This is a genomic window from Qipengyuania flava (genome assembly GCF_019448255.1).
Lineage (GTDB): Bacteria > Pseudomonadota > Alphaproteobacteria > Sphingomonadales > Sphingomonadaceae > Qipengyuania > Qipengyuania flava_A.
Genome location: NZ_CP080410.1, coordinates 1,069,558 through 1,095,673, shown reverse-complemented (window position 1 = coordinate 1,095,673; position 26,116 = coordinate 1,069,558). Strand labels below are relative to the sequence as shown.

Here is a 26,116-nt window from a genome sequence, read left to right as displayed (position 1 = left end):
TTTTCAATTCACCTACGGAGATCCGAGACGGTCGCAGGACAAACACGCTTCACACCGCAGTTTCGTTTTTAAATTAATCCTCCACCGCCAGCAGGTAGGTCTGCCGCGCGGCGTCGATGGGTTTCACATCCCCATCCACCTCGTAGTGCCAGAAGGTCCAGCCGTTGCAGCTGGGCGCGCCTTGCAGGTCCTTGCCGAGGCCGTGGATGCTGCCGGTCTGTTTCTCATGGGCGAGCGAGCCGTCGGCGCGCACGGTGGCGGTCCAGCGGCGTTTCTTGTCGAACACTTGGGTGCCCGGCTTGATGTAGCCGTTTTCGACCAGCGCGCCGAAGGCGACCTTGGGCGCGCTGCGCTTGGACTGCATCGTGGTGAGCGCGCTTTCGTCGAGCGGCAGCTCTTTCTCGATCCGCTTCAGCGCCGCATCCCGGTAGACGCCCTCGCGCTCGCAGCCGATCCATTCGCGGCCCAAGCGCTTGGCGACCGCGCCGGTGGTGCCGGTGCCGAAGAAGGGGTCGAGCACCACGTCGCCGCGCTCGGTGGTGGAAAGCAGCACGCGGTAGAGCAGGCTTTCGGGCTTTTGCGTCGGGTGGACCTTGTGACCGCCCTCCTTCAGCCGCTCCGCCCCGTTGCAGATCGGCAGGACCCAGTCGCTGCGCATCTGGAGCTCGTCATTGAGCGTCTTCATCGCGCGGTAGTTGAAGTGGTACTTCGCCTTCTCGCCCTGCGAGCACCACAGCAGCGTCTCGTGCGCGTTGGTGAAGCGGGTGCCGCGGAAATTGGGCATGGGGTTGGACTTGCGCCAGACAATGTCGTTGAGGATCCAGAAGCCCAGGTCCTGCAGGATCGCGCCGACACGGTAGATGTTGTGATAGCTGCCGATCACCCACAGCCCACCGTCGGGTTTGAGCACGCGCTTGGCTTCGGTCAGCCAGGCACGGGTAAAATCGTCGTATGCCTTGAAGGTGTCGAACTTGTCCCAGTCGTCGGTTACCGCATCGACATGGCTGCCATCGGGCCGGTTGAGATCGCCGCCGAGCTGGAGATTGTAGGGCGGATCGGCGAAGATGAGGTCGACGCTCGCATCGGGCAGCTTGCGCATGGCTTCGACGCAATCGCCGTCGAGGATCTGGCCGAGAGGCAGCTGTTCCCTGGGCGTTTCCGCCGGTTTTACAGTCGCTTTGGCGCGACTCTTCGTGGTCGTAATGACCCCCATGATGCATACCCCTGTCCGTAGTTATCCACAGGGTGAGTCCAAACGGATTCCCGGTCAAGCACGAAAATCCTCGCACACGATGGTTAACACCGGGTTGCTGAGGGAGAACAGAAGGTGTCCGCCACAAGATATTGAGTCTGCGCAGAATCTGCGGACTCAAGATGGTGGGGTGTGGCCGGGAAGACTCTACAGCAGCGCGAGTTGCGCCACCGGCGCGAAACTCTTGCGGTGGAGCGGGGTCGGGCCGTGGACCCGCAGCGCTTCCATATGCTGTTTAGAGCCATAACCCTTGTTGCTGGCCCAGCCATATTGCGGGTGCCGCTCTGCCGCCTCCAGCATCAGCCGGTCGCGGTATTCCTTGGCGAGGATCGAGGCGGCGGAGATGCTCGCCTCCTTCCCGTCGCCGCCGACGATGGGCTTCGCCTCGGGCCAGCGCCAGCCGGGCTGGCGGCCGTGCGGACTCATATTGCCATCGATCAGCACAGCCTCCGGCTCGTCCCCCAGAACCTCGACCGCACGAGTGACCGCCAGCGTCATCGCCAGCATGGTTGCCTGGAAAATGTTGATCCGGTCGATCTCCTCCGGATCGACCACGGCCAGGCCCCAGGCGCATTTTTCGCGAATTTGCGGCTCGAGGATGGAACGCCGCTTGGCCGAAAGCTTTTTGGAATCATCCAGGCCTGCGGGCGGGCTCTTGCAGAGCACGACTGCGGCCGCCACCACCGGTCCGGCCAAGGGGCCGCGTCCCGCCTCGTCGACGCCGACGACCAGGGGCGCACCGCCAAGGCCGCCAATGGGAGAATGCTTGAACATGCGTACGTCCGTCCTGCTCGCCACCCTATCCCCGCTGGTGCTGCTCGCAAGCTGCGGCAACGGCTATTCCACCGATGGCACGGCCGAGGCGGTGTCGACGCCCTCGCCCGATGGCGATTTCGACGGGACCTTTGCGATCACCGATCATGGCGAGTTCGCCGAACCCTGGGCCTCGGCCTTCATCCCGGGCACGAAGATGCTGTTCGTCACCGAACAGGCGGGCACCGCAAAGATCGTGGACACCGCAACCGGCCGCCTGATCACGGTCAGCGGCCTTCCCGAAGTGGACTATGGCGGCCAGGGCGGACTTGGCGACGTCGCCTTCCTGCCTTCGCAGGCAAGCGCCACGATGAGCGAACGCACAATCTACCTCAGCTGGGCCGAAGCGGGCGATGGCGACACGCGCGGTGCGGTGGTCGGCCGGGGCACGCTGGCCTGCCAGGAAGCGGATGCCTGCACCATCGAAGGCCTCTCGGTGATCTGGCGCCAGGCGCCCAAGGTGACGGGCCGCGGCCACTATTCGCACCGCATCGCCTTCAGCCCGGATGAAAGCCACATGTTCATCGCCAGCGGCGACCGGCAGAAGCTCGATCCGGCGCAGGATACGTCGAACACGCTCGGCACCATCGTGCGCCTCAACCTCGACGGTTCGCCCGCTGCCGGCAATCCGGTGGGCGCAGAAATCTGGTCCTACGGCCATCGCAATATCCTTGGCATGGATTTCGATGCCGCTGGGCGCCTGTGGGAAATCGAGCACGGGCCGGCCGGCGGTGACGAGCTCAACCTTGTCCAGCGCGGCGCTAACTATGGCTGGCCGACACGCTCGGACGGCGATCACTACAACGGCGACGACATTCCCGACCACACGGCCGATGATGGCTTCGTGAAGCCGGTACTGGGCTGGACCCCGGTCATCGCACCCGGCAACATGACCTTTTATTCCGGCGACCTGTTCGGCGGCATGGCGGGCGACCTGCTGATCTCCGGCCTCAGGACCGAAGCGATCGTGCGGGTTGCCATCGACGGCGATACCGCAACCGAGGTGGCGCGCTATCCGATGGACGCGCGCATCCGTTCGGTCATCGAAGGCCCAGACGGTGCGCTGTGGGTACTCGAAGACGGTGAGCAGGGCCGCCTGCTCGAACTTCGCCCGGGCTAAGCCGAAATTGATCGACTTGCCGATGCGCCGCGCGTAATCGGCGCGGCCCATGGCTACTCTCGTGCCCCTTCCCGCGATCGACCCCGCGCTGGTCGAAGAGCTGCTCGACGCCGCGTTTGGAGAAGGCCGCCACGCGCGCACCGCCTATCGCATTCGCGAGGGCGCGCCGTGCCTGGAGGCGTTGAGCTTCGCCGTTCTCGACGAGGATGACTATCTCGCCGGATCGATCCAGCTCTGGCCCGTCGCCCTTACCGATCCGCAGGGGCGCGCGCATCCGATGATCATGGTCGGCCCGGTTGCGGTTGTCCCCGGCCGCCAGGGCGAAGGCTTCGGCAAGGCGCTGATGGCGGCCAGCCTCGGCGCCATCGACGCAGGCTTCGAAGACGGCGCGGCTCCTTTGCCGCAGGTCATGATCGGCGACCCGGAGTATTACGGGCGCTGGGACTTCACGGCGCAGTTCACGGGCGGCTGGCATTGTCCCGGACCGTACGAAAAGGAGCGCCTGCTGGTGCGCAGCGGCAATCCCGCAATTCTCCCGGCCGAGGGTATGCTCGGCCCGTGGGTGGGATAGTTTTCTGTTGGGTGCGGTCAGGACATCCGTCCTGACCTTGCTTTTCCATCCCGCTCCTCCTCCCGGCCACCCATAGAATACCGTGCCGTGGGTGGCCGGGAGGGGGAGCGGGCTGAAACAGGGCGCAGCGACCGCAAGGGAGCGAACAGACGCCATTGAGAAACCCCGCCCCATCTGCCATCGCTCACGCGTGCCTTACACACCGCCCCCCGAACTCGCCGGAATGTCGCTCGGCCAGATCGCGGAGGCGGTGGCCGAGCGCAAATTGCCGCCGGTGGAGCAGTGGTCGCCCGAAAACGTGGGCGAAAGCCACATGCGGATTGCTGCCGATGGCACCTGGTATCACGACGGTTCGCCGATCACGCGCCCGGCCATGGTGCGCGCTTTTGCGGGCCTCCTCAACCGCGAGGAGGACGGCAGTTACTGGCTGGTCGTGCCCTACCAGAAGCTCTCCATCGAGGTGGAGGACGCCTGTTTCATCGCCACCGATGTGAGCGAGACCGAAGGCGACCTCGCCTTCCGCCTCAACACCGACGAGCTGGTAGTTGCGGGGCCCGACAATCCGATCCGCGCGGGGGGCGATGCGGACAGCCCCTCGCTCTACCTCCACGTACGCCGCGGCTGCGAAGCGCGCCTCAACCGCTCCACCTACGAACAGCTGGCGCAGATCGCGCTCGAACGCGGCGAGGACTGGACCGTTGCCAGCGGCGGCGAGACCTTCTCGCTCCTGCCCGCATGACGGCGATCTTCAACCGTCTCACGCAGCTGTTCGAGCATGGCCACGCCCGCGATGTGGGTGAGCTGATGTCGGACAGTCGCTTTGCCGATCTCGACCGGACGGCCGACGCCGCCGTGCTGATCGCCGTGACCGAGCGGCCCGACCCCACGGTTCTGCTCACCCAGCGTCCGCGTACCATGCGCGACCACCCCGGCCAGGTGGCCTTTCCCGGCGGCAAGCTCGATACGGGCGAAACCGCGACCGAGGCCGCCCTGCGCGAAGCGTGGGAGGAGCTTTCCATCGACCCCGTACATGTCTCCATCATCGGGACGACCGACCGCTACCAGACCGGCACCGGCTTCGACATTACTCCCGTGCTCGCCACGGTTCCGCACGACCTGCCCATCCGGCCCGACCCGCGCGAAGTGGAAAGCTGGTTCGAATGCCCGCTCGACAAGCTGATGGATGCATCGCAATGGAGCCGCAATTCAGTGTTCTGGAAAGGGGCGATGCGCGAGTATCTGGAAATGGACCACGAGGGGTACCGCATCTGGGGCGTCACAGCCGCCATTTGCTGGAACCTGTCGCGCCGGATCGACTGGCTGGAGACACGGGCATGACCGTGCATCTTCCCCGGGCCGATTGGACGCAGCGCGCGAGCCTTGCGAAACTGGTCGCAGCGCTGGGCGCAGATGACATCCGCTGGGTCGGCGGCTGCGTGCGCGACACGCTGCTCGGTCTTGAAAGCAACGATATCGACGCGGCGACGCGCCATGCACCCGCGCGCGTCATCGACCTGTGCAAGGCGGCCGGCATCCGCACCGTGCCGACCGGCATCGACCACGGCACCGTCACTGCGGTCTTCGACGACGGCAATGTCGAGGTCACCACCCTGCGCCGCGACGTCGCCACCGACGGCCGCCGCGCCACGATTGCGTTCAGCGAGCGCTGGGAAGACGACGCCTCGCGGCGCGATTTCACCATCAACGCGCTCTACGCCCATCCCGACACGCTGGCGGTTGACGACTACTTCGGCGGGCTTGCCGACCTCGAGGCCAAGCGCGTGCGCTTTATCGGCGATGCCGAAACCCGCATCCGCGAGGATCACTTGCGGATCCTGCGCTATTTTCGCTTCGCAACCCGTTTCGGCGGCGGATGGGACGAAGAGGCGAGCGCGGCCTGCAAGGCGCTGGCCCCCACGCTCAAAGGCCTCAGCCGCGAGAGGGTCGGCGGTGAGTTGCAGAGCTTGCTCGCCCTGCCCGACCCTTCTGCCACCATTGCCCTCATGCGCGAGCTTGGCGTGCTGCAGGAAGTCCTGCCCGAAGGCGGCGCGCGCGAAGTGGCGCAGCTCGCCCGACTGGTCGAGGCCGAGGGCAGGGCCCGCCTTGCCCCCGATGCCATGCGCCGTATGGCGGCGCTCCTCCCGGCCATCGCGCCGGTCGCCGAGACAGTGGCGGCCCGCCTGCGCCTGTCGCGCCAGCAGCGCGAACGGCTGATGTGCGTGGCCCAGCGAAGCCCCGATGACGCGGACCACGCGCGCGGGCTCGCCTATACGGTCGGCACCGACTGCGCGGTCGATCGCCTGCTGCTGATCGGCGCCGATCCCGCACCGGTTGTTGGCTGGGAGGCCCCGGCCTTCCCGCTCAAAGGTGGGGAGATCGTGGCGCGCGGCGTGGCCAAGGGTCCCGAAGTCGCGCGTATGTTGCAGCGCATCGAAAAACGCTGGATTGAGGAGGAATTTCCGCCCCGCTCGCGTGTGGAAGAGTTGCTCGAAGAGGAACTTGCCGCATCCTAAACCGCATGGTTTGCGTCTCTTAAGGCTCGCTTAAGGTGCAATGCAGCAAAACCGTCACGCGGTTGCAAAAAGACGCATTCCGTGAAATAGAGTGGCCGTTCCCTAGCGGAACCGGCGGGTGGCCCAGGCCAATACCCTATCCCGCTCTTTCCAGTTTAGCCGGCTCTATCGCGCGTCCCGCGTGTGGGAGAGCCGCGTGTTTCGAATACCAAGTCTTGGAGTTGCATTATGAAGTTCGCGAAGCTGGCCGTTGCTGCTGTTGCCCTCGCCGCCACCCCCGCCCTTGCCAACGACCAGGTCGTCACCGGCGTGACCGTGACCGGCCCCGAAGGCAACGCCGTGGGCACCATCGTCTCGGTCGAAAACGGCACCGCCGTGCTCGACACCGGCAAGCACCAGGTTCCCCTCGCTGTCAGCATGTACGGCGTCGGTGAAGCCGGCCCGACGATTACCGTGACGAAGGCGCAGCTCGACGGCATGATCGACGCACAGCTCGCCGAAGCCGCTGCCAAGCGCGACGCCGCCCTGGTGGTCGATGCGGCCGTGGTCGACGCAGCCAACGCTCCGCTCGGCACCGTCCTCGAAATCGACGGCGACAACATCGTTGTGGCCCGCGGCGGCGACGAAGCGAACAAGGTCACGCTGCTGCGCGAATACTTCAGCGCAACCGACACCGGCCTGATGGCTCGCCTCACCAACGCGCAGATCGACGCTGCGATGGCGCAGGCCGCTCCGGCAGCCGACGCGACCGGCGAATAAGCCGAGAGCCTTTCGGGGCTAGAAAAAGAGCCGGGAGCGTTCACGCGCTCCCGGCTCTTTTTGTTGGGTGCGAGTTTGTTTGTTGCGTGCGTGAAGCGCATCCGCACTTCCCTAGGGCTGTTCCATCCCGCTCCCCCTCCCGGCCACCCATAGAATACCGTGCCGTGGGTGGCCGGGAGGGGGAGCGGGATGGAACAGCAAGCCTTCGACGGATGTCGAAGGCGCACCCGATCACAAACCTAAAACTTGTTGTCCCGCGGGAAGCCCTGCGGCGGGAGGCGGCCGGCGCCGCCGCGCGCGACCTTCCATTGCCACATTTCGCTTTCGGTACGGGTGCGGTCGCCCTTGCCGCCCATCTGCCATGACAGGCCTTCTTCCATTGTGAAGGTCGTCGCATCGGACAGGCCGCCGTCGCGGTAGTTCTGCAGCTTGTTGCCCTGCCCCTTGGCAAGACGCGGCAGCTCTTCGAGGTTGAAGACCACCAGCTTGCGGTTCTCGCCCACCACGGCGACATGATCGTGCCCCTCCTCGATCGGGCGGGCCACCATCAGGCGCGCATCGCCCGGCAGGTTGACCACCTGGCGGCCCTTGCGGGTTTCGGCCAGCATGGCTTCGGTCGAGGCGGCAAAGCCCTTGCCCGTGCTTGCAGCAAGCAGGACCTCAAGCCCCTCGCGGTGGACAAGGACCGCCATGATCCGCGTCGCCCCGTCGATGTCGAGCGTGTTGCGCACCGGCTCGCCGAAACCGCGCGCGCCGGGCAGCTTGTCCGCGCCCAGCGTGAACACGCGGCCATCGTCACCGATCAGCAGCAGCTTGTCGGTGGTCTGCGCGTGGAGGACGAAGGCCGGGCCGTCGCCTTCCTTGTACTTGAATTCCTGGTCCAGCGGCAGGTGGCCTTTGGCCCCGCGTACCCATCCCTTCTGCGAGAGGATGACCGTCACCGGCTCCTTCTCGATCATCGCGTCCATGCTGAATTCGACTGCCGGGGCGGCTTCCTGGATGCGCGTGCGGCGCGCGCCAAGCTCGGTATCCTCGCCATATTCCTTGCGCAGGCCATTGAGATCGCGCTTCAGGCGCGTGCGCTGGCGGGCGGGCGAGCCGAGCAGCTTTTCAAGCTCGTCCTGTTCCTTGAGCAGCTCGTCCTTTTCGGTGCGCAGCTGCATTTCCTCCAGCTTGCGCAAGGACCGCAGGCGCATGTTGAGGATCGCCTCGGCCTGACGGTCGGTGAGCTTGAATTCCTCCATCATCACCGGCTTGGGCTCGTCCTCGGTGCGGATAATTTCGATCACGCGGTCGAGGTTGAGGAAGGCGATGATGTAGCCTTCGACCAGTTCCAGCCGCCGCGCGATCTGGTCGAGCCGGTGCTGGCTGCGGCGCTGGAGGATGTCGATCTGGCTGGCGATCCAGTTGTTGAGCAGCTCCTTGAGCCCCATGACCATTGGCGTGCGCGTGGCGTCGAGCACGTTGAGGTTGAGGCCGAAGCGCGTTTCGAGGTCGGTCAGCTTGTAGAGGCTTTCCTTTAGCAGCTCCGGATCGACGTTGCGGCTGCGCGGGACAAGCACGATGCGGATCTGCTCGTCGCTTTCATCGCGCACGTCCTCAAGGATCGGCAGCTTCTTGTCGGCAATGGCCTGCGCGATCTGTTCGATCAGCTTGCCCTTGGCGACCTGGTAGGGGATTTCGGAAATGACCAGCTGCCACTGGCCGCCACCCAGCCGCTCGATACCCGCATCGCGGTCCTCGGCCTTCTCGGCCTCGGCCGCGTGGAAGCGGCCGCGCACACGGAAGGACCCGCGCCCGGTCTCATAGGCAGCCGCAACGGTCTCTGCGCTTTCGGCGACGATGCCGCCGGTGGCGAAGTCCGGTCCCTTGAAGATCTCCATCAGCCGCGCATGTTCGACATGCGGGTTGTCGATCACTTCCAGCGTCGCATCGACGATTTCGGCGACGTTGTGGCTGGGGATGTTGGTCGCCATGCCGACCGCAATCCCGCTCGCGCCATTGGCGAGCAGGTTGGGGAAGAGGCCCGGCATGATCTCCGGCTCTTCTTCCTCGTTGTTGTAGGTCGGGATGAAATCGACCGTGCCGGCGTCGAGGCCTTCCATCAGGCGCATCGCCGTCTTCGTCAGGCGCGCTTCGGTGTAGCGGTAGGCGGCCGCGTTATCGCCATCGATATTGCCGAAGTTCCCTTGGCCCTCCACCAGCGGATATCGAAGCGCGAAATCCTGCGCGAGGCGGACCATCGCGTCATAGGCAGCGGTATCGCCATGCGGGTGGTACTTGCCGATCACCTCGCCCACCACGCGGGCCGATTTCTTGAAGCCGCTCGAGGGATCGAGCTTCAGCTGGCGCATGGTCCACAAGAGCCGGCGGTGGACCGGCTTCAGGCCATCGCGCAAGTCGGGAAGCGAGCGCGCGGTGATCGTGGACAGCGCATAGACGAGATATCGCTCCGAAAGTGCGCTGTCGAAGGGCGCATCGACGATGGCGTCGAAGGGGTCTTTATCGCTGTCGAGAGTCGTGTCGTTGGCGGCCATGCAATCCGCCCTACCACTGCCACGGCTCACCTAGAAGAACGGAACGGCCCGCTTTCCCCACGCATTGAACGGGTAACACGAAATCAAGGAGTTACCTATGACGAAGCGCGTTATGATCCTCGCCACCGATGGCTTTGAACAGTCGGAACTGATGGGCCCCAAGGCCAATCTGGAGAAGGCCGGTATCGAGACCGAAGTGGTGAGTCTCGAAAGCGGCGAGATCAAGGGCTGGCAGGACGGCAACTGGGGCGAGAGCGTCAGCGTCGACAAGACGGTCGACGAGGTATCCAGCTGCGAAAGCTATGACGCCCTGCTGCTGCCCGGCGGCCAGATGAACCCCGACATCCTGCGCATGAACGATCGCGCCGTCGCCATCGTCCGTGAATTCGGCATGGCCGGCAAGCCGATCGCCGCCATCTGCCACGCGCCCTGGCTGCTCTCCGAAGCCGGCCTCATCGACGGCAAGACCGTGACCGGCTGGCCCTCCATCCGCACCGACCTTTCGAACGCCGGCGCGACCGTCGTCGACCAGGAAGTCGCTCAGGACGGCCAGATCATTACCAGCCGCAATCCGGACGACATCCCGGCCTTCAGCAAGGCGCTGATCGATACGCTTGGCGCGACCATCGAAGAGCGCCAGCTCGAGGCGGCCTGATCCGCTAGATAACAGCTCACAGCGAGGGCCCCGCCGCAGCAATGCGGTGGGGCTTTTTGCTTTGCACTCAGCACCTTACTCAAGGGCGAAGTTTGCATGCAACAAGATATGTTGTAACATCAATTAAATTGTGTTTTGATTGTGTTCATATTGTGGCAAAAATAAGGCACAAATGGGGCGGGTGATGAGAGAGGAGTGCGATATGAGGAGAATCCTTCTGACATGCGCGGCTGCGCCGCTGGCCTTGGCCGGGTGCAGCGGAGCCGAAGACGCGGTCACCGAGCGGGTTGCCTCGATGGATGTCGAGGCGGCGGAGATGGCGAGCTACGACATGCAGGCCCCGCCTCCGGCACCGGCCACGGCTGAGATGCTCGAGGCGGACGCGTCCGAAGCGATCAGCGCCTCCGGCGCGATCCCCGTCGGTATGCCGCAGGTGGCTTACCGCTATGCCTATGGTTTCCGCCTCCCCTCCAACGCGATCAAGCCGCTGCAGGAACGCCACGCCGACATGTGCGAGGCCAGGGGGCCGGACGTGTGCCGCATCATCTCGATGGACCAGGCCGAAAACGAAGGCGATTACGCCTACGGCAGCCTGACTCTGGCGGTTCGCGCTCGCGACGCGCGCGGTTTCGGCAAGGAACTCGCAACGGCCAGCGGCAAGGTAGACGGCGAACTGGTGTCTTCCTCTATCGAGGGCGAGGACCTGTCCAAGCGCATTGTCGACACCGAGGCGCGGCTGCGCGCCCGTACCGTCCTGCGCGACCGGCTGATGGATGTTCTGCGCAACCGCCGCGGCACGGTTTCCGAGCTGGTCGCGGCCGAACGCGGCGTGGCGCAGGTGAACGAAGAGATCGACCAGGCGCAAAGCTGGCTTGCCGAGATGCGGGGCCGGGTCGCCTATTCGAACATGACCGTGTCCTACGAAAGCGGAAGGCCTGCAACGGGCGGCTTTGCCGAGCCCATCCGCAGCGCGTGGAATTCGCTTGGCGGGATCTTCGGCACCATGATCAGCGTCCTGATGGTGCTGCTGGCGGTTATCGTTCCGATGGGCCTGCTGGGCTGGATCGCGTTTCGCCTGTGGCGCCGAGCAGGGTTTTCGACCGGTATCGGCGAAGGCTGGCGGCGCGAGGGCAACGCGTCCGGTTCGTCCTGATCCCCGCTCAGCGAGCGCTGGTCAGAACCAGGCGCGCAGGCCGATCAGCAGTTTGAAACCGTCCGGATCCTCGCCCGCAAGGCGCGCGATATCGGCGGTTTCGCCCAGCTTCGCTTCGTATTCGACACCGATGTAGGGTGCGAACTCGGGCACGAATTCATACCGCAGGCGCAGGCCCGGCTCGATCTTGGTGAACCCCGCGCCGATACCGCGTGCGGGAATGTCCTGCGCGCTCGCCTCGATCTCGATCCGCGGCTGGAGGATCAGCTGCTGGGTGATCTTCTGGTCGTATTCGGCCTCCACCCGCGCGGTGAGGTCGCCCTGGTCGGAGAGGAACAGCGCGCCGTCGACGTGGAACATGTACGGCGCAAGGCCCTGCACGCCGACCACGGCATAGCCGCGTGTGCCGTCGATGGGGTCGAGCCGGATACCGGCCTGGAGGTCGAAAAAGGGCCCGATCGCGCGGCTGTAGAGCGCCTGTATCTCGGCGTCTTCGACCGCCCCGCCGAACTCGCCCTCACCCTCGGTCTTGAGGACGAGGCGGTTCACGTCCCCGCCATACCAGGCCTGCGCGTCCCACAGATAGCCGTCTTCGCCGTCGCCGGCATCGATGCGGGCTTCCAGTCGCTCGACCAGCACCATGCCGGTCCGCATGCCGCCGTTTTCCTTGGCGAGCTGCCGCCGGCTGGGTTCCATGGCCTCGGCACCCCAGACCGCGTCGGCGGCATGGCGCGGCCCTTCGAAGGCGCGCGCGGGCACGGCGCTTTCCGGCGCAGCATCGGGAGCAGACTTGTCGGCGCCGGCCCCGTGGGCCGAGTGGTCCATTCCGCTATGATCCATGCGCGGCGGCGCCGCTGCATCCTGCCCATGAGCACCATGGGTCGAATGGTCCATCGACGGTGCCGCCTTGTCCTCACCCTTCGGCGGGCACTTTTCGGGTGACAGGTGCCCCATCGCGCAGTGGTGGACCTCCGGCGCTTCGGCCGCAGGCGCATGCTGTGCGTGGCCCGCGTGACCGCCGTGGCCGGAGTGATCCTGCGCGGCGAGCGCGCCGGGTGTCAGCGCAGCGGCGGCAAGAAGCAACGCGCGCATCAGGCTTCACCCTCGTCCGGGAAGGGGCGCACAGTGACGACCTGCATCATCCCAGCGTGCATGTGATAGAGCAGGTGGCAGTGGAAGGCCCAGTCGCCCGGCTCGTTGGCGGTGAGGTCGAAGGTTGCCTTCCCGCCCGGCTGAACGACCACCGTGTGCTTCAGCGGCTGGTGCATGTGGTCGGCACCATTGACCAGCTCGAAGAAGTGCCCGTGCAGGTGGATCGGGTGCGCCATCATGGTCTGGTTGACCAGCGTCACCCGCACGCGTTCGTCATAGCCAAAGCGGATCGGATCGTCGGTTGCGGCGGTGAACTTCTTGCCGTCGAAGCTCCACATGTAGCGTTCCATATTGCCGGTAAGATGGATTTCCATCTCCCGGTCGACTTCGCGGTGCGGGTTCATCCGCTTGGCCTTGAGGTCGGTGTAGCGCAGGACGCGGTGCGGGACCTTGTCGAGGCCGAGGCCGGGAAAATCCATCCGGTTGACGGGGCTCGGCGCGACCATGTCGAGGCCCGGGCCGACCTTCACGTCCTCCGGCAGCTTGGAGGTGTCGCGCATCGAATGGTCCATCGCGCCCATATCGTGGCCCATGGCGGCGTGGTCCATCATGCCCATGTCGGTCATGGTCAGTGTCACCGGCTCGCGCAGCGGCGGCGGGGTCGCAATATGGCCCTTGTGGCTCGTCAGGCTGGCCACACCCATACCCGAACGGTCCATCGCCTCGGCCACGATCGCATGGCTGCCGGCGGGCGGCGCAACGATCACGTCGTAGGTTTCGGCGACACCGATCTGGAATTCGTCGACCTCGACCTCGTCGACATACTGCCCGTCGGCCTGGATGACCGTCATCAAGACGCCCGGAATGCGCACGTTGAAGAAGGTCATCGCGCTGCCGTTGATGATACGCAGGCGCACCCGCTCGCCGGGCGCGAATGCGAATTGGAGATCGTCGGACGGGCCGTGGCCATTGACGAGGTAGGTGTAGGTCGCCGCCGTCACATCGGAGATATCGCGCGGGTTCATCCGCATCTCGCCCCACATGCGCCGCATCTCGCCCGGCATCTCGCCTTCGGTCGCGGTCATCATCTGGCGGTTGAAATAGTGCTCGCCGACCTTGAGCTTGCGCATGATCTCATGCGGGTGGATCGGCGTGAATTCGCTCAGCAGCACCACATAATCCCGGTCGTAACGCGGGTCAGGATCGGCACTCTCGACGATGATCGGGCCATAGTGCCCTGCCTGTTCCTGCAGGCCGGAATGCGAGTGCCACCAATAGGTGCCGTTCTGGCGCAGCGGGAATTCGTAGGTGAAACGCTCGCCGGGGCGGATGCCGGGGAAGCTCACACCCGGCACGCCGTCGAACTGGAAAGGCAGCAACAGGCCGTGCCAATGGATCGAGCTGTCTTCGCTGAGGTTGTTGGTGACGTGGAGGCGCACGTCCTGCCCTTCGCGCAGGCGGATCAGCGGGCCAGGCACCGTGCCGTTGACGGCAAAGGCGTGGCCCATGCGGCCGCCGGTCATGAAGGAGTGCTCGCCGATCGACAGCTCGATATCGCTGCCCGACAGTTCGCCGAAGCCCTTGGATGCATGGCTCATGGAGGCTCCGCGCGCCCATGCGGGCATCGGCAGGGCGCTCGCCGCGGCAAGCGCGGCGGTGCTCTTGATCAGGGAACGGCGGGTAAGAACGGTCATCGAGAAATCTGCTGGCAACCTCAGGTTGTAGGCGATATATATACCCCCATGGGGTATGACAACGGGTGTCTTTCATGAGTGACGCGAAGCTTGCCAAAACCAACCGATTGAACCGGATCGCCGGGCAGGTGCGCGGCGTTGCCAAGATGGTCGAGGACGATCGCTATTGCATGGATATCCTGCACCAGATCCAGGCGATCAAATCCGCCCTCGCAAAGGTGGAATCGCAGGTCCTGAAAGACCACGCGGCCTGCTGCGTGAACGAGGCCATCGCCAGTGGTGATGAAGCCGAGCAGCGCCAAAAGTTCGAGGAGCTGGTGGACCTGCTGGAAAAGCGGCGCGGCTAGGAGCGCCGGCCCGCAGAAGTACCTCAGGCGAGCACGGCCGTGTCGAAAACGACGTGCTCTTCCACCGCCATGCCGTTGCGAATACGGAAGCGGTCGACGCCGTTGTATTCGCGCCGCTCACCGTTGATCAGCGCGCTCGTGCGCCAGTAGATATACAGCAGTTCGTCGTTGCCGGCGCAGTCGAGTGGCGTCACTTCCAGGCCCTCCATCGCGTCCAGCATCCCGCCCATCACCTCGATGTATTCGGCGCCGGTGAAGGTGCCCTGGCCGGAAAAGGTAATGCGTGCGTCCGGAGCGATGATCTCGGCAACGCGCTCACCGGAAGGGGCATCCCAGAAGGATTTGAATCGCTCAAAATAATCGAGATGCTCTGCGCTCAGACCGCTGCCATCGAAATCCGTCACGTCCATTTCCTTTCCCTTGCGCCGCGAACAGCGTGTAGAAAGGAATTTATGTGCGCAGCGCACATATCGTCAAGTTGAAATATGTGCATTCCGCACATAAGCACCGAGTTATGTCCGATTACACCGCCAACTTACTGGGCGTCGTCTCCCTCGCCATCGCCAACCGGATTGAGGACGCCGCGCGCGAGATTCTCAACCATGTCGGGGAATCGCCGGCCGCCATCGTCGTGATCGGTTACGGCTTCGGCCCCACCAACGAACAGCTCAGGCGTACACTAAACCTCTCACATCCAGGCGCAGTACGCCTAGTCGATCGGCTCGCAGCCGACGGCCTTGTCGAGCGACGCAAGGGCGAGGACAAGCGCTCGGTTGCCCTTCACCTTACCGAGGCAGGGCACGCCAAGCGCGAAGCCTTGCTGAAGGGCCGCCTGGCCGCGATCCGTCCCATGCTGGATGGGTTGTCGCCCGAAGACGATGAGGCTCTTGCCGGGCTGCTTCACAAGATGCTGACGGCGATGGATCCGCCCGATGCCGAACGTTGCCGCCTGTGCCGCCTGTGCGACGACAGCGTTTGCCATACCTGTCCGATACCCGCCGACTTCCGCGAGGAAGCGGCTTAGAACCGCCGCATATCGTGGCTCTCGGCGGGAATGCGCACGGTGAGACCGTCCATCTCCGCCGTCAGCTCGATCTGGCAGGAGAGGCGGCTGGTGCGGGCAACGCCGGCGGCAAGGTCGAGCATGTCCTCTTCTTCCTCGCTCGCCTCTTCCAGTCGGCCGAACCATTCGTCGGCGACGATCACGTGGCAGGTGGAACAGGCCATCTGGCCCTCGCAGGTCCCTTCCAGCGGCAGGCCCGCGCCCTGCGCCACGCGCAAGAGGTTGTCGCCCGGCTCGGCCTCGGCCGTCACGGTTTCGCCGCCGGAGGTTTCAAACGCGATTTTCACAAGTCCTGCACCTTTGCTGCGGCGTTGATTGTCGCGGCCGCCTGTTCGATGTCTTCCAGGGTGGTGTAGCGCCCGAAACCGATCCGGATAGAGCTTTTCGCCTGCTTGTCGGAAAGGCCGATGGCTTTCAGCACGTGGCTGGGCCGGCCCGATCCGCTGGCGCAGGCGCTGCCCGCGCTGAACATCACGTCGCGCACCTCGCTCATCAGGCGGCCCACATCGAGCCCGTCGCGGCGGATGTTGAGATTGCCGTGCCAGCGCGCGTCCTCACTGCCGTTGAGCGTCCAGTCGGCAAACAGCTCGCGCGCCCGGTTCCAGAGCGCTTCCACATGATCGCGGTCCTGCTCCATGCGCTCTTTCGCTTCGGCCGCCGCCGCGCCCATTCCGGCGATCAGCGCCGGGCTGAGCGTGCCCGAACGAAGCCCGAATTCCTGGCCACCGCCGGTCTGCACCTCGGCCAGGTCCACCCCGTCGCGCACCCACAGCGCGCCCACGCCCTTGGGGCCGTGAAACTTGTGCGCGGAAATCGCGAGCATGTCGGCGCTGGTCACCTCGATCCGGCCATAGGCCTGCACCGCATCGCACAGGAACAGCGCGCCCGCGCCCTTGGCCTTGCGGTGCCATTCAAGCGTCGGCTGGATGGTGCCGATTTCGTTGTTGACCTGCATGACGCAGACCAGCCGCGTGTCGGCGGGCAGGTCCTGCTTGGTGTTGCACTGGCCGGTGTTGGCGACGTTGAGCACATGGCTCTTGCCCGCAGCCTGCGCCGTGTCGCCCACCGCCGAATGCTCGATCGCGGAATAGGACACGGTGCCGCCCTGCCCCGAACCGCGAATGGCGAGGTTGAGCGCCTCGGTCGCGCCGCTGGTGAAAATCACCCGGCCGCCTGCGGGAAACAGCGCGGCGACCTGGTCGCGCGCCAGTTCGATCGCGGCCTTGGCCTGCCGGCCCATGCGGTGCGCGGAATGCGGGTTGCCGAAGCCGGTGCCGCCCGGCCCGTCGAGCCAGCGCATCATCGCATCGCGCGCTTCGGGGGCAAGCGGGGTCGTGGCCTGGTAGTCGAGGTAGATCATGCCTGTTCCACCATGGGATCTTGGCAATGAGGACAGTTTCTCAGCGTCTCGGCTCCGCGAAAATGTGTGGCGATGCGATGATCATAGGCATGCAGACCACACGACCGGCATTTCAAGGCGAGGACCGGAAAGACGAGCATGGCTAGCACGAATGGCAAGGCCCAAATCGTCCGGAACGCTAAGTACTCGACCAGCGGTACGACGACTGCAAACTGGCAGATACGCAGATAGCAGGTCCAAAAGGTTTGGGTCATGCCTTCGCCATCTCAAGCCATAGCTCGCAGAAGCGTTCCACCTCTTCGCGCGTCGTGTTCCAGCCGAGCGAGACGCGGATCGTGTTGGCCGCGATTTCGGGCGGGACCTGCATCGCCTCAAGCACGCGGCTGGTCTTCATGGTGCCGGAGGAACAGGCCGAACCTTGCGAGACCGAGATCCCCGCCATGTCGAGGCGCATGACCTGCGCGCTGGCGCTCATGTTGGGCATGGCGATGGCGCGGATGTAGGGCGTGGGCGTATCGAGAGTGAGGCTGCCGGATAGGCTTTCGAGCGGCGCCGCGATATCCGGGTCGAGATAGGGGTCCCCGGCCGCCTCCAGCGCTGCGGCCATGCCCAGCGCGCCGGGCAGGTTCTCTGTTCCGCGCCGATAGCCGCGCTCGTGCCCTCCACTCGCCACAAGCAGGGCGTAGTCGCGCACCAGCAGCGCGCCGATACCGATGGGCCCGCCGAACTTGTGCGCCGAGACAATGGCCATGTCGCAAGGCGGGAGCGCGAACTTGCCCGCGCTCTGCGCGCAATCGGCCAGAAGCAGGCCGCCCGCCTGACCGACGATACCGGCAATGGCCGCGAGATCCTGCCGGTTGCCCGTCTCCGAGTTTACATGCTGCACCGCCACCAACGGCCGTTCGCGCTGCACCGCTTCGGTGAGCACTTCGAGGTCGAGCGCGCCATCGGGTCGCACGGCCACGCGCTCGGCGTCAGGCACGGCTTGCAGGATGCAGTCATGCTCCACCGCCGACACCAGCCGCGCGCCGGCCTTGGCCCTGTCGAGCGCAAGCGCCGCCGCCTCGCTCGCGCCGGAGGTGAAGATCACCTCGCCCTCCCAGCCGAGCGCCCCCTTCACCCTTTCGCGCGCGTCTTCCAGCAGGCTGCGCGCCTTGCGACCTTCGGCATGCGGGCTGCTCGGATTGGCCCACAGCGCGAAGCCTTCCTCCATCGCGGCGCGCGCTTCGGGGCGTAGCGGGGTGGTGGCGGCGTGGTCGAGGTAGATGCGGTCCGGAATGGTACGGTCTCGAAATGATTGCGATTTGGCAGGCAAACCCTATATAGCGCGCCACTTCGCGCAAAGCCTTATCGGGCGCAAGCGCTCCGACATTTCGACCAGGGTACACCTCCCATGCCGACCGTGATCTTTCCCGGCCCCGAAGGCCGCCTCGAAGGCCGTTTCTCCCCCGCCCCGCGCCCGCGCGCACCAGTGGCGATGATCCTGCACCCGCACCCGCAGGGCGGCGGCACGATGAACGAGCAGATGACGCAGCGTCTCTACAAGACCTTCGTCAACCGCGGCTTTGCCACGCTGCGCTTCAACTTCCGCGGCGTGGGTCGCAGCCAGGGCAGCTTCGACAACGGCATTGGCGAGCTGTCGGACGCGGCCAGCGCGCTCGACTGGGTGCAGCAGGTCCATCCCGAAGCGCAGACCACCTGGGTCGCCGGCGTCAGCTTCGGCGCGCTCATCGGCATGCAGCTTCTCATGCGTCGCCCGGAAATCCGCGGCTGGATTTCGATCGGCGCGCCGGCGAGCATGTACGACTTCTCCTTCCTCGCGCCCTGCCCTGCCAGCGGCATCTTCATCCACGGCGCGCAGGACACGGTCGTCCAGCCGCAGGCGGTGACCAAGCTCGTCGAGAAATTGCGCACGCAGAAGCACATTACGGTGCATCACGAGGAAATTCCTCGCGCAAACCACTTCTTCGAAAATGAGCAGGCAGAGCTGATGAAGTCGGTCGACAATTATCTCGACTTCCGCCTCGACCCGAGCTGCCCGATCACCTGACGAACACGGGGCTTTCCGCCCCGCACCCGGCCTTCGAAACCGGCTAAGGTTGCGGAATGCAACGCGAAAACGCTTTTCCTTTTCCTGTTATGTTGTAACATTGCACAAACGAGAGGTCGCAAACGCCTCCGCAAATGGAAGAGGAGAAACCCCATGTCCTTTGTCGATCAGACCCGCAGGCCGTCGCCCGCCAGCATGGCCGCCGTGATCGGTGTGCACGCCGCTGTCGGGGCGCTCTTGGTGACCGGGCTTACCGTGACGGGCGTCATTGCCGAGGTGGATAAGCCCTGGGAGGTCCGCGATATCCCGCTGACACCGCCGCCCCCGCCTGAGCCGCCAGCCGATCCGGTCGAAGCGAGGCCAACGCAGCCGACCGAGCCGCTGGTTCACATCCCGCAGCCCAAGTTCGACCTCGACACGACAGCGCCGATCATTCCCTCAACGGATTTGATCATCCCGCTGCCCAAGCCCTCGCCCGGCCTCGGCGTTGAGCTTCCCAAGCCGACCCCCGCGCCGAGTTTCAACCCGGTTGCGGCCAAACCGCGCAACAATCCCGGTGCGTGGCTGTCGAATGACGACTACCGCCCCTCGTGGATACGCAAGGACCTCACCGGCCTTGCCACCTTCCGGCTGGAGATTGCCGCCAACGGCCGCGTGACCGGCTGCACCGTCACCGGCTCTACCGGGCACGGCGAGCTCGACGCAGCCACCTGCCGCCTCGTTACCAAGCGCGCGCGGTTCGAACCGGCACGCGGCGGCAATGGCGAAGCGGTAGCGGGCAGCTACACCGGATCGGTGCTGTGGCAGGTGCCCGAATAGGCGGGGATTAGCGCGCGTCCTGCTCGATCTTGTCGAGCGGGACCTCGCCGCTCGCATCGGGCAAGGTCCAGATGGCGACGTTCATCAGGGCCACCACGGCGAGCAGCACCATGAGCAGCGCGTTCTTCACATTGCCGGTACGGCGCCACAGGAAGAAGGCACCCAGCACCAGCAGGATCGCGGCAAGGACGGTGATGGAAAGGACGGCATCGAGCATGCGTCCTCCCATACTGTCCTCGTGCGGCATTTGACAGCCCTGCGCGCGCACCGCACACGGGCTGGCATGAGCATAGAGCAGACCGCCATCACCCGCCGCCAAGCCCTCGCCGGGCTCGGCGCAACCTCCGCCCTTGCCCTGACCGGTTGCGCCAACGCCCCCCGCCCCGAAGCGGTCACGCAGGCGCGGGCCATTGGAGCGGAACGCCTGCTTGAAGTGGTCGGCTACAATCTCCTCGGCCACGAGCCGGAGCGGGCCACGGCGCTGGGGGTCGACACCGGCCGCTACGCCTCGCTGCGCGGTCTGCTCGAAGACCAGTCACCCGAAGGCCAGCAAGCCTACGCCGCCACGCTGCGCCGCGACCTCGAACGCGTGCGCGCCTATCCGCGCGAGGGCCTCGAAAGCGAAACGCTGACCAATCTCGATGTGGTCGAAAGCGCCTACGACCTCGCGCTCGACGGGTTCGCCCTGCCCTATGGCGACACGCCTGTCGGTAACTGGCGCACAGCGCCCTATGTCGTCATCCAAAACGTGGGCGAATACCTCGCGCTGCCGCGCTTCATGCAGTCGAACCACAAGGTCGAGAACGGCGACGATGCCGACGCCTATATCGAGCGCATGGAGCAGATGCCCGCCGTGTTCGATGGCGAGCTCGCCCGTATCCGTGCCGCGCGCGAGATGGGCGTGGTTCCGCCTTCCTTCCTGCTCGACAAGGCCATGCGCCAGATGGAACAGACCGTCGCCAGCGCCGGCAAGGGCGAGCTGTTTGCCGATGACCTGCGGGGCAAGCTCGCTGCCAAAGGCATGCCCGAAAGCCACGCCAACCGCGCCAAGACCCTCGAAAGCGGGCCGATCGCAGAGGCGCTGACCCGCCAGCTCGAAGAATTGCGCGCCGAGCGCTCCGTGGCGACGGACGATCCCGGCATGTCCGCCCGCCCGCGCGGCGACGAATTCTACGCCTGGGCGCTGCGCTCCAGCACGACCACGCGCCTGTCGCCCGACGAGGTTCACCAGCAGGGGCTCGAAGAACTCGAGGCGCTTCACGCCCGCATGGATCCGATCCTGCGCTCCATCGGCTATACCAGCGGCTCGGTGGGCGAGCGCATGCAGGCGCTCGCCGCCGACCCCCGCTACAAATTCGCCGAGGGCGATCCCGGGCGCGAGGAGATCATGGCATTCATCTGGGACCGGGTGGAGTGGATCAAGGCGCAGATGCCGCGCGCCTTCAACACGCTGGTCGATCCCAACATGGAAGTCGTGCGCATCCCGGTGGCCGAAGAAGTCGGCGCGCCGGGCGCCTATGGCGGGGCGGGCAGCAAGGACGGCACCATCCCGGGGCGCTTCTGGATCAACCTGCGCACCACCGACCTCCACCGCAAATACGACCTCGCCGATCTCACCTATCACGAGACCATTCCCGGCCATGTGTGGGAGGGCGAATATTCGAACCGCCTGCCGCTGATCCGCTCGATCCTGGCCTTCAATCCCTTCAGCGAAGGCTGGGCGCTGTATGGCGAGCAGCTGGCGGACGAGCTGGGCGCTTATGACGATTTCACCGTCGGGCGGCTCGGCTACCTGCAAAGCCTAGCTTTCCGCGCCTGCCGCATGGTCGTCGATACCGGTCTTCACGCCAAGGGATGGAGCCGGGCGCGCGCTGTCGATTTCTTCGTCACCCGCAACGGCAGCAAGCCGGCCGAGGTGGAAAGCGAAGTGGACCGCTATTGCAGCTGGCCCGGCCAGGCGACGGGCTACAAGCTTGGCCACAGCCGCATCGTCGACCAGCGCGCCCGCGCCGAGGCGGAATTGGGCGCGGCCTATGACATGAAGGCGTTCAACGACGCGGTCATCCTGGGCGGCAATGTCCCGATGGATGTGCTGGAAAGAAATGTCGCACGGTACATAGAAAACGCAAGCGGATGATACATTTACAATAGTATTTGTCCGCCGTTCTTCTATCGTGGGACGGCATCATTTCATTGGGGGTCGCAACCTTGTACCGTATTCTCGTAGCGCTCGTCGCTTTTGCCTTCGCCCTGCCCGTGCAGGCCGCGTGGCATCGCGCCGAATCCGACCATTTCGTCATCTACGCCGACGACAGCGAGAAAGACCTCGCGCGCTTTGCTGAGGCGCTGGAGAAGTATCACGCGGCCATGTCGCTCGTGACCGGGCGCGAGGTTGAAAAGCCGAGCCCCTCCAACCGTGTCACCATCTACGCCGTGGGCGGGTCGCGATCGATGCGCAAGCTGGCCGAGACGAAGAACGTTGGCGGCTTCTACATGCCCCGCGCCGGAGGTTCGGTGGCGTTCGTGCCGGATGTGAGGCCGAGCTACGGCGAACCGCGGCATTCCTTCCGCGTCCTCCTGCACGAATACGCGCACCATTTCCTGATCGGTAGCGCGCGTTTCGGCATGCCGCGCTGGATGGACGAAGGCGGGGCGGAATTCTTCGCCTCGGCCCGCTTCATGCGCGATGGGGAGGTTCATCTCGGCCGCGCGGCCAACCATCGCGCCGGCGAACTTGCCTTTGCGACCAAAGTCTCGATGGAAGAGCTGTTCGAGCGCGGCAACGTGCAGCGCGGTGGAACGGTGGAGCGCGACAGTTTCTACGGCCGCAGCTGGGCGCTCTACCACTACCTGACCTTCAGCGAAGAGCGGAAGGGGCAGCTGCTCGACTACGCCCGCCGGATTGCGGCGGGGCAATCGTCGCTCGATGCCGCACGCAGCGTCTTCGGCGATATCGACGCGCTCGGTCACGAGGTCGACGAATATCTCAAGCAGCGAAAGATGAACGCCTTCGTGATCGCGCCCGATCGCCTGACCATCAATCCCGTCATCGTGCGGCCCGTCAGCGCTGGTATGGCCGAGATGATGCCGGTTATCATGCGCTCGAAGCGCGGCGTTAAGCGCGAACAGGCCAACGAAGTCCTGATCGACGCACGCGAAGTGGCCGCCGCCTATCCGCAGGATGCCGATGTGCTGGCGGCACTTGCCGAGGCCGAATACGACGCGGGCAATCTGACCGAGGCCATTGCTGCCGCCGATGCGGCGCTCGCCATCGACCCGGCGTCCAAGAATGCGCTGGTCCAGAAAGGCTACGCGCTGTTCGCGCAGGCCCGCGACGCCGAGGATGCCGACGCGGCGTACGCACAGGCGATGAAACCCTTCTCCGCGCTCAACCGGCTGGAGCAGGATCATCCGCTCCCGCTGATCTACTATTACCAGAGCTTCGTGAGGCGCGGGGCGGCGCCGAATGAAACGGCACGGCACGCGCTCGAGCGCGCATCGCGGCTCTCGCCCTTTGATCGCAGCCTGGCGATGAACGCAGGGCTGATGCAGGCGCGCGAAGGAAAGATAGCGCTTGCCCGCAGGACCCTTCAGCCGGTGGCCGCAAACCCGCACGGCGGGCGCATGGCCGACGACGCGCAGCGGTATCTCGACGAGCTGGCTGAGGTCGAGGAAGGCACCGAATGGCGTCCCCGCCGCACGGTCGATCTTGGTGCCGTGCTCAAGTCCCTCGCCAAGGAAAGAGAGGACGACGCCGACGAAAGCGCGGAGTGAGGGGCGGCCCGACCCGGACCGCCCCCGCAAGGCATCAGTTGCCGATACCGAGCTTGGTATCCATCGGGTCCGAAACCGTGGCTACGCCGTCGCCGGAAACCGAATCCGCCCAGCCGCCAAGGAACGTGCCCGCTGCTTCGCAGGTCGCCGCGCCGGAAACCGAGCCCGTGATCGCGCCGCACACCGCGCTGAAGGTGTCGCCGAGGTATTCGCCGATGGTCGCGCCGCCGACCGAGGCGATTTCTTTGGTGTCGAGAATTTTCATGTCTGGTCCTTTCCAGGTTTGGATCATGCTCCCATGAGCGCCCCCTTCCTCGGTGAAGACCGAAACCTCTTGAATAGGGCGGCGCGACTAGGTTTGCTGTCCTAGGTCTGCCCTCTCGCACCACAGCCCGACTTGATTAGGCGGGCAATGCAGCCGACATGGGGCGCAGCACCGCGGTGGGCGGGAGAGGAGCGAACGCAATGGAAGCGCTGGGCGAAAATCTTGAAACCATGCCGCGGGTGCCGCTTGCGGACAGCCACGTGGCGGCGCTGCACGCAATCGGCAGCGAATGCAGCTACGCCGCGGGCGAGATGGTGGTCGAGGCCGGCGACGCGATGGATCGCTTTGTCTATGTCCTCGATGGCGAGATCGAAGTCGTCGATCCCTGGTCGGGCGCGCGCCTGATGGAGAGCTCGCTCGGTCCCACGCAGTTCATGGGCGAGATCGCCTTCCTCAACGCGGGATCCTATTTCCTGCCCATGCGCGCGGCCAAGCCGACCCGCACGCTGGAAGTCCCGCGAACCGATATGCTCGACCTGATGGCGCGCGTGCCCGAGCTGTCGGATCACGTCATCCGCGTGTTCTCCGCCCGGCGGCGACGCCAGTTCGAGCTGAAGAACAGCTCGGTCAAACTGATCGGCGCTGACCGCGACGCGAAGGTCCAGAAGGTCGAGCAATTCCTCAGCCGCAACCGCATCCCGTTCGAAAGCATCGACATGGACGGGCGAGACGACGAGACGCTCGAAGCCTGCAACCTGTCCGATCACAAGCCGGGCGTGATCCTCGGCAAGGACCGCGTCCTCGACGATCCGAGCCCGCGCAAGGTTGCGCAGTACCTGAACCTCGATCTCGATGTCTGCCGGGAGACGCTCTACGACGTGCTGATCGTTGGCGGCGGACCGGCCGGTGTCGCAGCATCGGTCTATGCGGGCAGCGAAGGGCTGTGCGCCCTCACCATTGAGGACACCGCTATCGGGGGACAGGCCGGCACCAGCAGCCGGATCGAGAACTACATGGGCTTCCCGACCGGCATTTCGGGCGCAGACCTCGTCTATCGCGGGCAGATCCAGGCAATGAAATTCGGCACCCGGTTTGCCATGCCGCGCGCGGTGCAGGGCCTCGCGAAGCGAGACGACGGGACGTTCTGCGCTATGCTCGACGATGGCGACGAGGTCTGCGCGAAATCGATCCTCGTCGCGACCGGCGTGCAGTATCGCCGCCTGCCGATCGACCGGCTGGAGGAATTCGAGGGAGCCGGCGTTTTCTACGCGGCGACCGACATGGAATCGCGCTTTTGCCAGGGCACCGAGGCGGTGGTGATCGGCGGAGGCAATTCTGCGGGCCAGGCGGCCATGTACCTCAGCCGCGCCGCCAAGCACGTGCACATCGTGGTGCGCGGGGACAGCCTTGCCTCCTCCATGTCGAGCTATCTCACCGAGCGGCTCGAAGCCGACCCGGCGGTCACCATCCACTACAACACAACCGTGACCGAGCTGCATGGCGGCGACCATCTGGAGGGTGTGACCTTCACCACGCCCGATGGTGACCGGCGCATCGACACGCGCGCGCTGTTCATCATGATCGGCGCGGCGCCAAATACCGATTGGCTCTCAGGCCTCGTGGAAACCGACGAAAAGGGCTTTGTACGCACCGGCGCCGAAGTCGGCCGCGACACGCCATTCGAGACCGGGACCGACGGCATCTTCGCTGTCGGCGATGTGCGCGCCGGATCGGTCAAACGCGTCGCAAGCGCGGTGGGCGAAGGCTCGGTCGTGGTCAGCCGGATCTGGGACTATGTCGACCGGCTGGAGGAAGCGCAGGGCGAGGCCTAGCCCCGCCCCTGCGCCACAGGCGCTACTTCTTGCCGAAGAAGCTGCTCGCCATGCCGGCGATGTCGTCGAGCGGGCTGCCGTCCTTGTCGAGGTCAAGCATGCTGGCAAACTTCGCCAGCGATCCTTCGCCGCCGATGGCGTCGCGGATCTGTTCGAGCATGGCGGCGTCCATTCCCGTCTTGGAAGACGCAACTTCGATCGTGTCGCCCGGATCCTGGTGCGCTTCGCCGAGCGCCGCGACGGCCTTGGCGGCCAGTTCGGGATCGATGCCGAACTTTTCGGCCATATTGGTCACGGTGGGGTGGTCACCAACCTGACCCAGGATGCTGTCGAAAAGGCTCATGCTGCGAATCTCCCAAGGTTGCGCGGCGTCATGGTGCCAAGCGGCGGCCAAACGATAAAGCCCCCGATCCACGTCAAGCGCGGATCGGGGGCCTCCTCTCCAAC

27 protein-coding genes are annotated in these 26,116 nt (G+C 65.4%); 15 read left to right on the top strand and 12 right to left on the bottom strand.

All coding sequences use genetic code 11. The features are described 5' to 3' along the window. Nucleotides 1-73 precede the first annotated feature (73 nt). Together KUV82_RS05360 and KUV82_RS05355 are read right to left on the bottom strand one after the other, a co-directional pair. Nucleotides 74-1,213: a site-specific DNA-methyltransferase gene (locus KUV82_RS05360; protein ID WP_309148098.1), complete on the bottom strand. Its 1,140-nt coding sequence runs from the start codon at nucleotides 1,211-1,213 to the stop codon at nucleotides 74-76. A gap of 186 nt (nucleotides 1,214-1,399) precedes the next feature. Beyond that, on the bottom strand, nucleotides 1,400-2,026 hold the full coding sequence (locus KUV82_RS05355; protein ID WP_219955852.1) for a ribonuclease HII: 627 nt from the start codon (nucleotides 2,024-2,026) through the stop codon (nucleotides 1,400-1,402). Between KUV82_RS05355 and KUV82_RS05350 the strand changes: the two genes are divergently transcribed. The 6 genes from KUV82_RS05350 to KUV82_RS05325 all read left to right on the top strand — a co-directional run bounded on the left by KUV82_RS05350 (nucleotide 2,025) and on the right by KUV82_RS05325 (nucleotide 7,028). Beyond that, nucleotides 2,025-3,185 (top strand): PQQ-dependent sugar dehydrogenase, encoded by a 1,161-nt coding sequence (locus KUV82_RS05350; RefSeq protein ID WP_219955851.1) that lies wholly within the window; start codon nucleotides 2,025-2,027, stop codon nucleotides 3,183-3,185. The two genes, KUV82_RS05355 and KUV82_RS05350, sit on opposite strands and share 2 nt — an antisense overlap. A 49-nt stretch (nucleotides 3,186-3,234) precedes the next feature. After that, the gene (locus KUV82_RS05345; RefSeq protein WP_219955850.1) at nucleotides 3,235-3,756 is read left to right on the top strand and encodes a GNAT family N-acetyltransferase; all 522 of its coding nucleotides are present in this window, start codon (nucleotides 3,235-3,237) and stop codon (nucleotides 3,754-3,756) included. A 190-nt stretch (nucleotides 3,757-3,946) separates the two neighbouring features. Further along, on the top strand, nucleotides 3,947-4,495 hold the full coding sequence (locus tag KUV82_RS05340) for a DUF1285 domain-containing protein (protein WP_219955849.1): 549 nt from the start codon (nucleotides 3,947-3,949) through the stop codon (nucleotides 4,493-4,495). Beyond that, nucleotides 4,492-5,094: a CoA pyrophosphatase gene (locus KUV82_RS05335; protein WP_219955848.1), complete on the top strand. Its 603-nt coding sequence runs from the start codon at nucleotides 4,492-4,494 to the stop codon at nucleotides 5,092-5,094. Before KUV82_RS05340 ends, KUV82_RS05335 begins: the two co-directional genes overlap by 4 nt. Next, nucleotides 5,091-6,269: a CCA tRNA nucleotidyltransferase gene (locus tag KUV82_RS05330; RefSeq protein WP_219955847.1), complete on the top strand. Its 1,179-nt coding sequence runs from the start codon at nucleotides 5,091-5,093 to the stop codon at nucleotides 6,267-6,269. The genes KUV82_RS05335 and KUV82_RS05330 overlap by 4 nt, the downstream gene beginning before the upstream one ends. A 228-nt stretch (nucleotides 6,270-6,497) precedes the next feature. Beyond that, nucleotides 6,498-7,028, top strand: a complete 531-nt coding sequence (locus KUV82_RS05325; RefSeq protein WP_219955846.1) for a hypothetical protein — start codon at nucleotides 6,498-6,500, stop codon at nucleotides 7,026-7,028. Nucleotides 7,029-7,267: 239 nt separating this feature from the next. On the opposite strand, the gene parC is transcribed toward KUV82_RS05325, so the two are convergent. Then, on the bottom strand, nucleotides 7,268-9,565 hold the full coding sequence (parC, locus tag KUV82_RS05320; RefSeq protein ID WP_219955845.1) for a DNA topoisomerase IV subunit A: 2,298 nt from the start codon (nucleotides 9,563-9,565) through the stop codon (nucleotides 7,268-7,270). A gap of 97 nt (nucleotides 9,566-9,662) precedes the next feature. On the opposite strand from parC, the gene KUV82_RS05315 reads away from it, so the two are divergent. Beyond that, nucleotides 9,663-10,220: a type 1 glutamine amidotransferase domain-containing protein gene (locus KUV82_RS05315; RefSeq protein ID WP_219955844.1), complete on the top strand. Its 558-nt coding sequence runs from the start codon at nucleotides 9,663-9,665 to the stop codon at nucleotides 10,218-10,220. 202 nt (nucleotides 10,221-10,422) lie between these two features. Continuing rightward, the gene (locus KUV82_RS05310; RefSeq protein WP_219955843.1) at nucleotides 10,423-11,373 is read left to right on the top strand and encodes a DUF4349 domain-containing protein; all 951 of its coding nucleotides are present in this window, start codon (nucleotides 10,423-10,425) and stop codon (nucleotides 11,371-11,373) included. Nucleotides 11,374-11,394: 21 nt separating this feature from the next. Here the strand turns inward: KUV82_RS05310 and KUV82_RS05305 are convergent, their stop codons facing one another. Continuing rightward, entirely contained in the window at nucleotides 11,395-12,465 is a 1,071-nt protein-coding gene (locus tag KUV82_RS05305) for a copper resistance protein B (protein ID WP_219955842.1), read from the bottom strand. Beyond that, complete coding sequence (locus KUV82_RS05300) at nucleotides 12,465-14,159, bottom strand: copper resistance system multicopper oxidase (RefSeq protein ID WP_219955841.1); 1,695 nt, start codon at nucleotides 14,157-14,159, stop codon at nucleotides 12,465-12,467. Before KUV82_RS05300 ends, KUV82_RS05305 begins: the two co-directional genes overlap by 1 nt. Before the next feature lie 74 nt (nucleotides 14,160-14,233). Here KUV82_RS05300 and KUV82_RS05295 point away from each other — a divergent pair, with 74 nt between their 5' ends. Further along, nucleotides 14,234-14,506 (top strand): metal-sensitive transcriptional regulator, encoded by a 273-nt coding sequence (locus KUV82_RS05295; RefSeq protein WP_219955840.1) that lies wholly within the window; start codon nucleotides 14,234-14,236, stop codon nucleotides 14,504-14,506. 23 nt (nucleotides 14,507-14,529) lie between these two features. Here KUV82_RS05295 and KUV82_RS05290 read toward each other — a convergent pair whose 3' ends face one another. Beyond that, nucleotides 14,530-14,916, bottom strand: a complete 387-nt coding sequence (locus tag KUV82_RS05290) for a nuclear transport factor 2 family protein (protein WP_219955839.1) — start codon at nucleotides 14,914-14,916, stop codon at nucleotides 14,530-14,532. Between the two features lie 104 nt (nucleotides 14,917-15,020). On the opposite strand from KUV82_RS05290, the gene KUV82_RS05285 reads away from it, so the two are divergent. After that, nucleotides 15,021-15,530 (top strand): MarR family winged helix-turn-helix transcriptional regulator, encoded by a 510-nt coding sequence (locus KUV82_RS05285; protein ID WP_219955838.1) that lies wholly within the window; start codon nucleotides 15,021-15,023, stop codon nucleotides 15,528-15,530. Here the strand turns inward: KUV82_RS05285 and KUV82_RS05280 are convergent. From KUV82_RS05280 to KUV82_RS05270, 3 genes are all read right to left on the bottom strand, one after another. After that, nucleotides 15,527-15,856 carry a 2Fe-2S iron-sulfur cluster-binding protein gene (locus KUV82_RS05280; RefSeq protein WP_219955837.1) on the bottom strand — a complete coding sequence of 110 codons (330 nt, stop codon included), beginning with the start codon at nucleotides 15,854-15,856 and terminating at the stop codon, nucleotides 15,527-15,529. The genes KUV82_RS05285 and KUV82_RS05280 overlap by 4 nt on opposite strands. Next, entirely contained in the window at nucleotides 15,853-16,929 is a 1,077-nt protein-coding gene (locus KUV82_RS05275) for a cysteine desulfurase family protein (protein WP_219955836.1), read from the bottom strand. Before KUV82_RS05275 ends, KUV82_RS05280 begins: the two co-directional genes overlap by 4 nt. 250 nt (nucleotides 16,930-17,179) lie before the next feature. Continuing rightward, entirely contained in the window at nucleotides 17,180-18,142 is a 963-nt protein-coding gene (locus KUV82_RS05270) for a cysteine desulfurase family protein (protein ID WP_258319882.1), read from the bottom strand. A gap of 180 nt (nucleotides 18,143-18,322) precedes the next feature. Between KUV82_RS05270 and KUV82_RS05265 the strand changes: the two genes are divergently transcribed. Both KUV82_RS05265 and KUV82_RS05260 read left to right on the top strand, forming a co-directional pair. Beyond that, nucleotides 18,323-18,979 (top strand): alpha/beta hydrolase, encoded by a 657-nt coding sequence (locus KUV82_RS05265; protein WP_219955835.1) that lies wholly within the window; start codon nucleotides 18,323-18,325, stop codon nucleotides 18,977-18,979. A 153-nt stretch (nucleotides 18,980-19,132) separates the two neighbouring features. Beyond that, entirely contained in the window at nucleotides 19,133-19,798 is a 666-nt protein-coding gene (locus tag KUV82_RS05260) for a TonB family protein (protein WP_219955834.1), read from the top strand. Between the two features lie 7 nt (nucleotides 19,799-19,805). Here the strand turns inward: KUV82_RS05260 and KUV82_RS05255 are convergent, their stop codons facing one another. Continuing rightward, the gene (locus tag KUV82_RS05255; RefSeq protein ID WP_219955833.1) at nucleotides 19,806-20,015 is read right to left on the bottom strand and encodes a hypothetical protein; all 210 of its coding nucleotides are present in this window, start codon (nucleotides 20,013-20,015) and stop codon (nucleotides 19,806-19,808) included. 66 nt (nucleotides 20,016-20,081) lie between these two features. On the opposite strand from KUV82_RS05255, the gene KUV82_RS05250 reads away from it, so the two are divergent. Further along, entirely contained in the window at nucleotides 20,082-21,935 is a 1,854-nt protein-coding gene (locus KUV82_RS05250; RefSeq protein WP_219955832.1) for a DUF885 domain-containing protein, read from the top strand. Nucleotides 21,936-22,006: 71 nt separating this feature from the next. Continuing rightward, on the top strand, nucleotides 22,007-23,572 hold the full coding sequence (locus KUV82_RS05245) for a DUF1570 domain-containing protein (protein ID WP_219955831.1): 1,566 nt from the start codon (nucleotides 22,007-22,009) through the stop codon (nucleotides 23,570-23,572). A gap of 34 nt (nucleotides 23,573-23,606) precedes the next feature. On the opposite strand, the gene KUV82_RS05240 is transcribed toward KUV82_RS05245, so the two are convergent. Continuing rightward, nucleotides 23,607-23,837, bottom strand: coding sequence for a hypothetical protein (locus KUV82_RS05240; RefSeq protein WP_219955830.1), 231 nt, complete (start codon nucleotides 23,835-23,837; stop codon nucleotides 23,607-23,609). 200 nt (nucleotides 23,838-24,037) lie between these two features. Here KUV82_RS05240 and KUV82_RS05235 point away from each other — a divergent pair, with 200 nt between their 5' ends. Further along, complete coding sequence (locus KUV82_RS05235) at nucleotides 24,038-25,669, top strand: FAD-dependent oxidoreductase (protein ID WP_219955829.1); 1,632 nt, start codon at nucleotides 24,038-24,040, stop codon at nucleotides 25,667-25,669. Between the two features lie 22 nt (nucleotides 25,670-25,691). Here KUV82_RS05235 and KUV82_RS05230 read toward each other — a convergent pair whose 3' ends face one another. Beyond that, nucleotides 25,692-26,012 (bottom strand): hypothetical protein, encoded by a 321-nt coding sequence (locus KUV82_RS05230; RefSeq protein WP_219955828.1) that lies wholly within the window; start codon nucleotides 26,010-26,012, stop codon nucleotides 25,692-25,694. Between the last annotated feature and the right edge of the window lie 104 nt (nucleotides 26,013-26,116).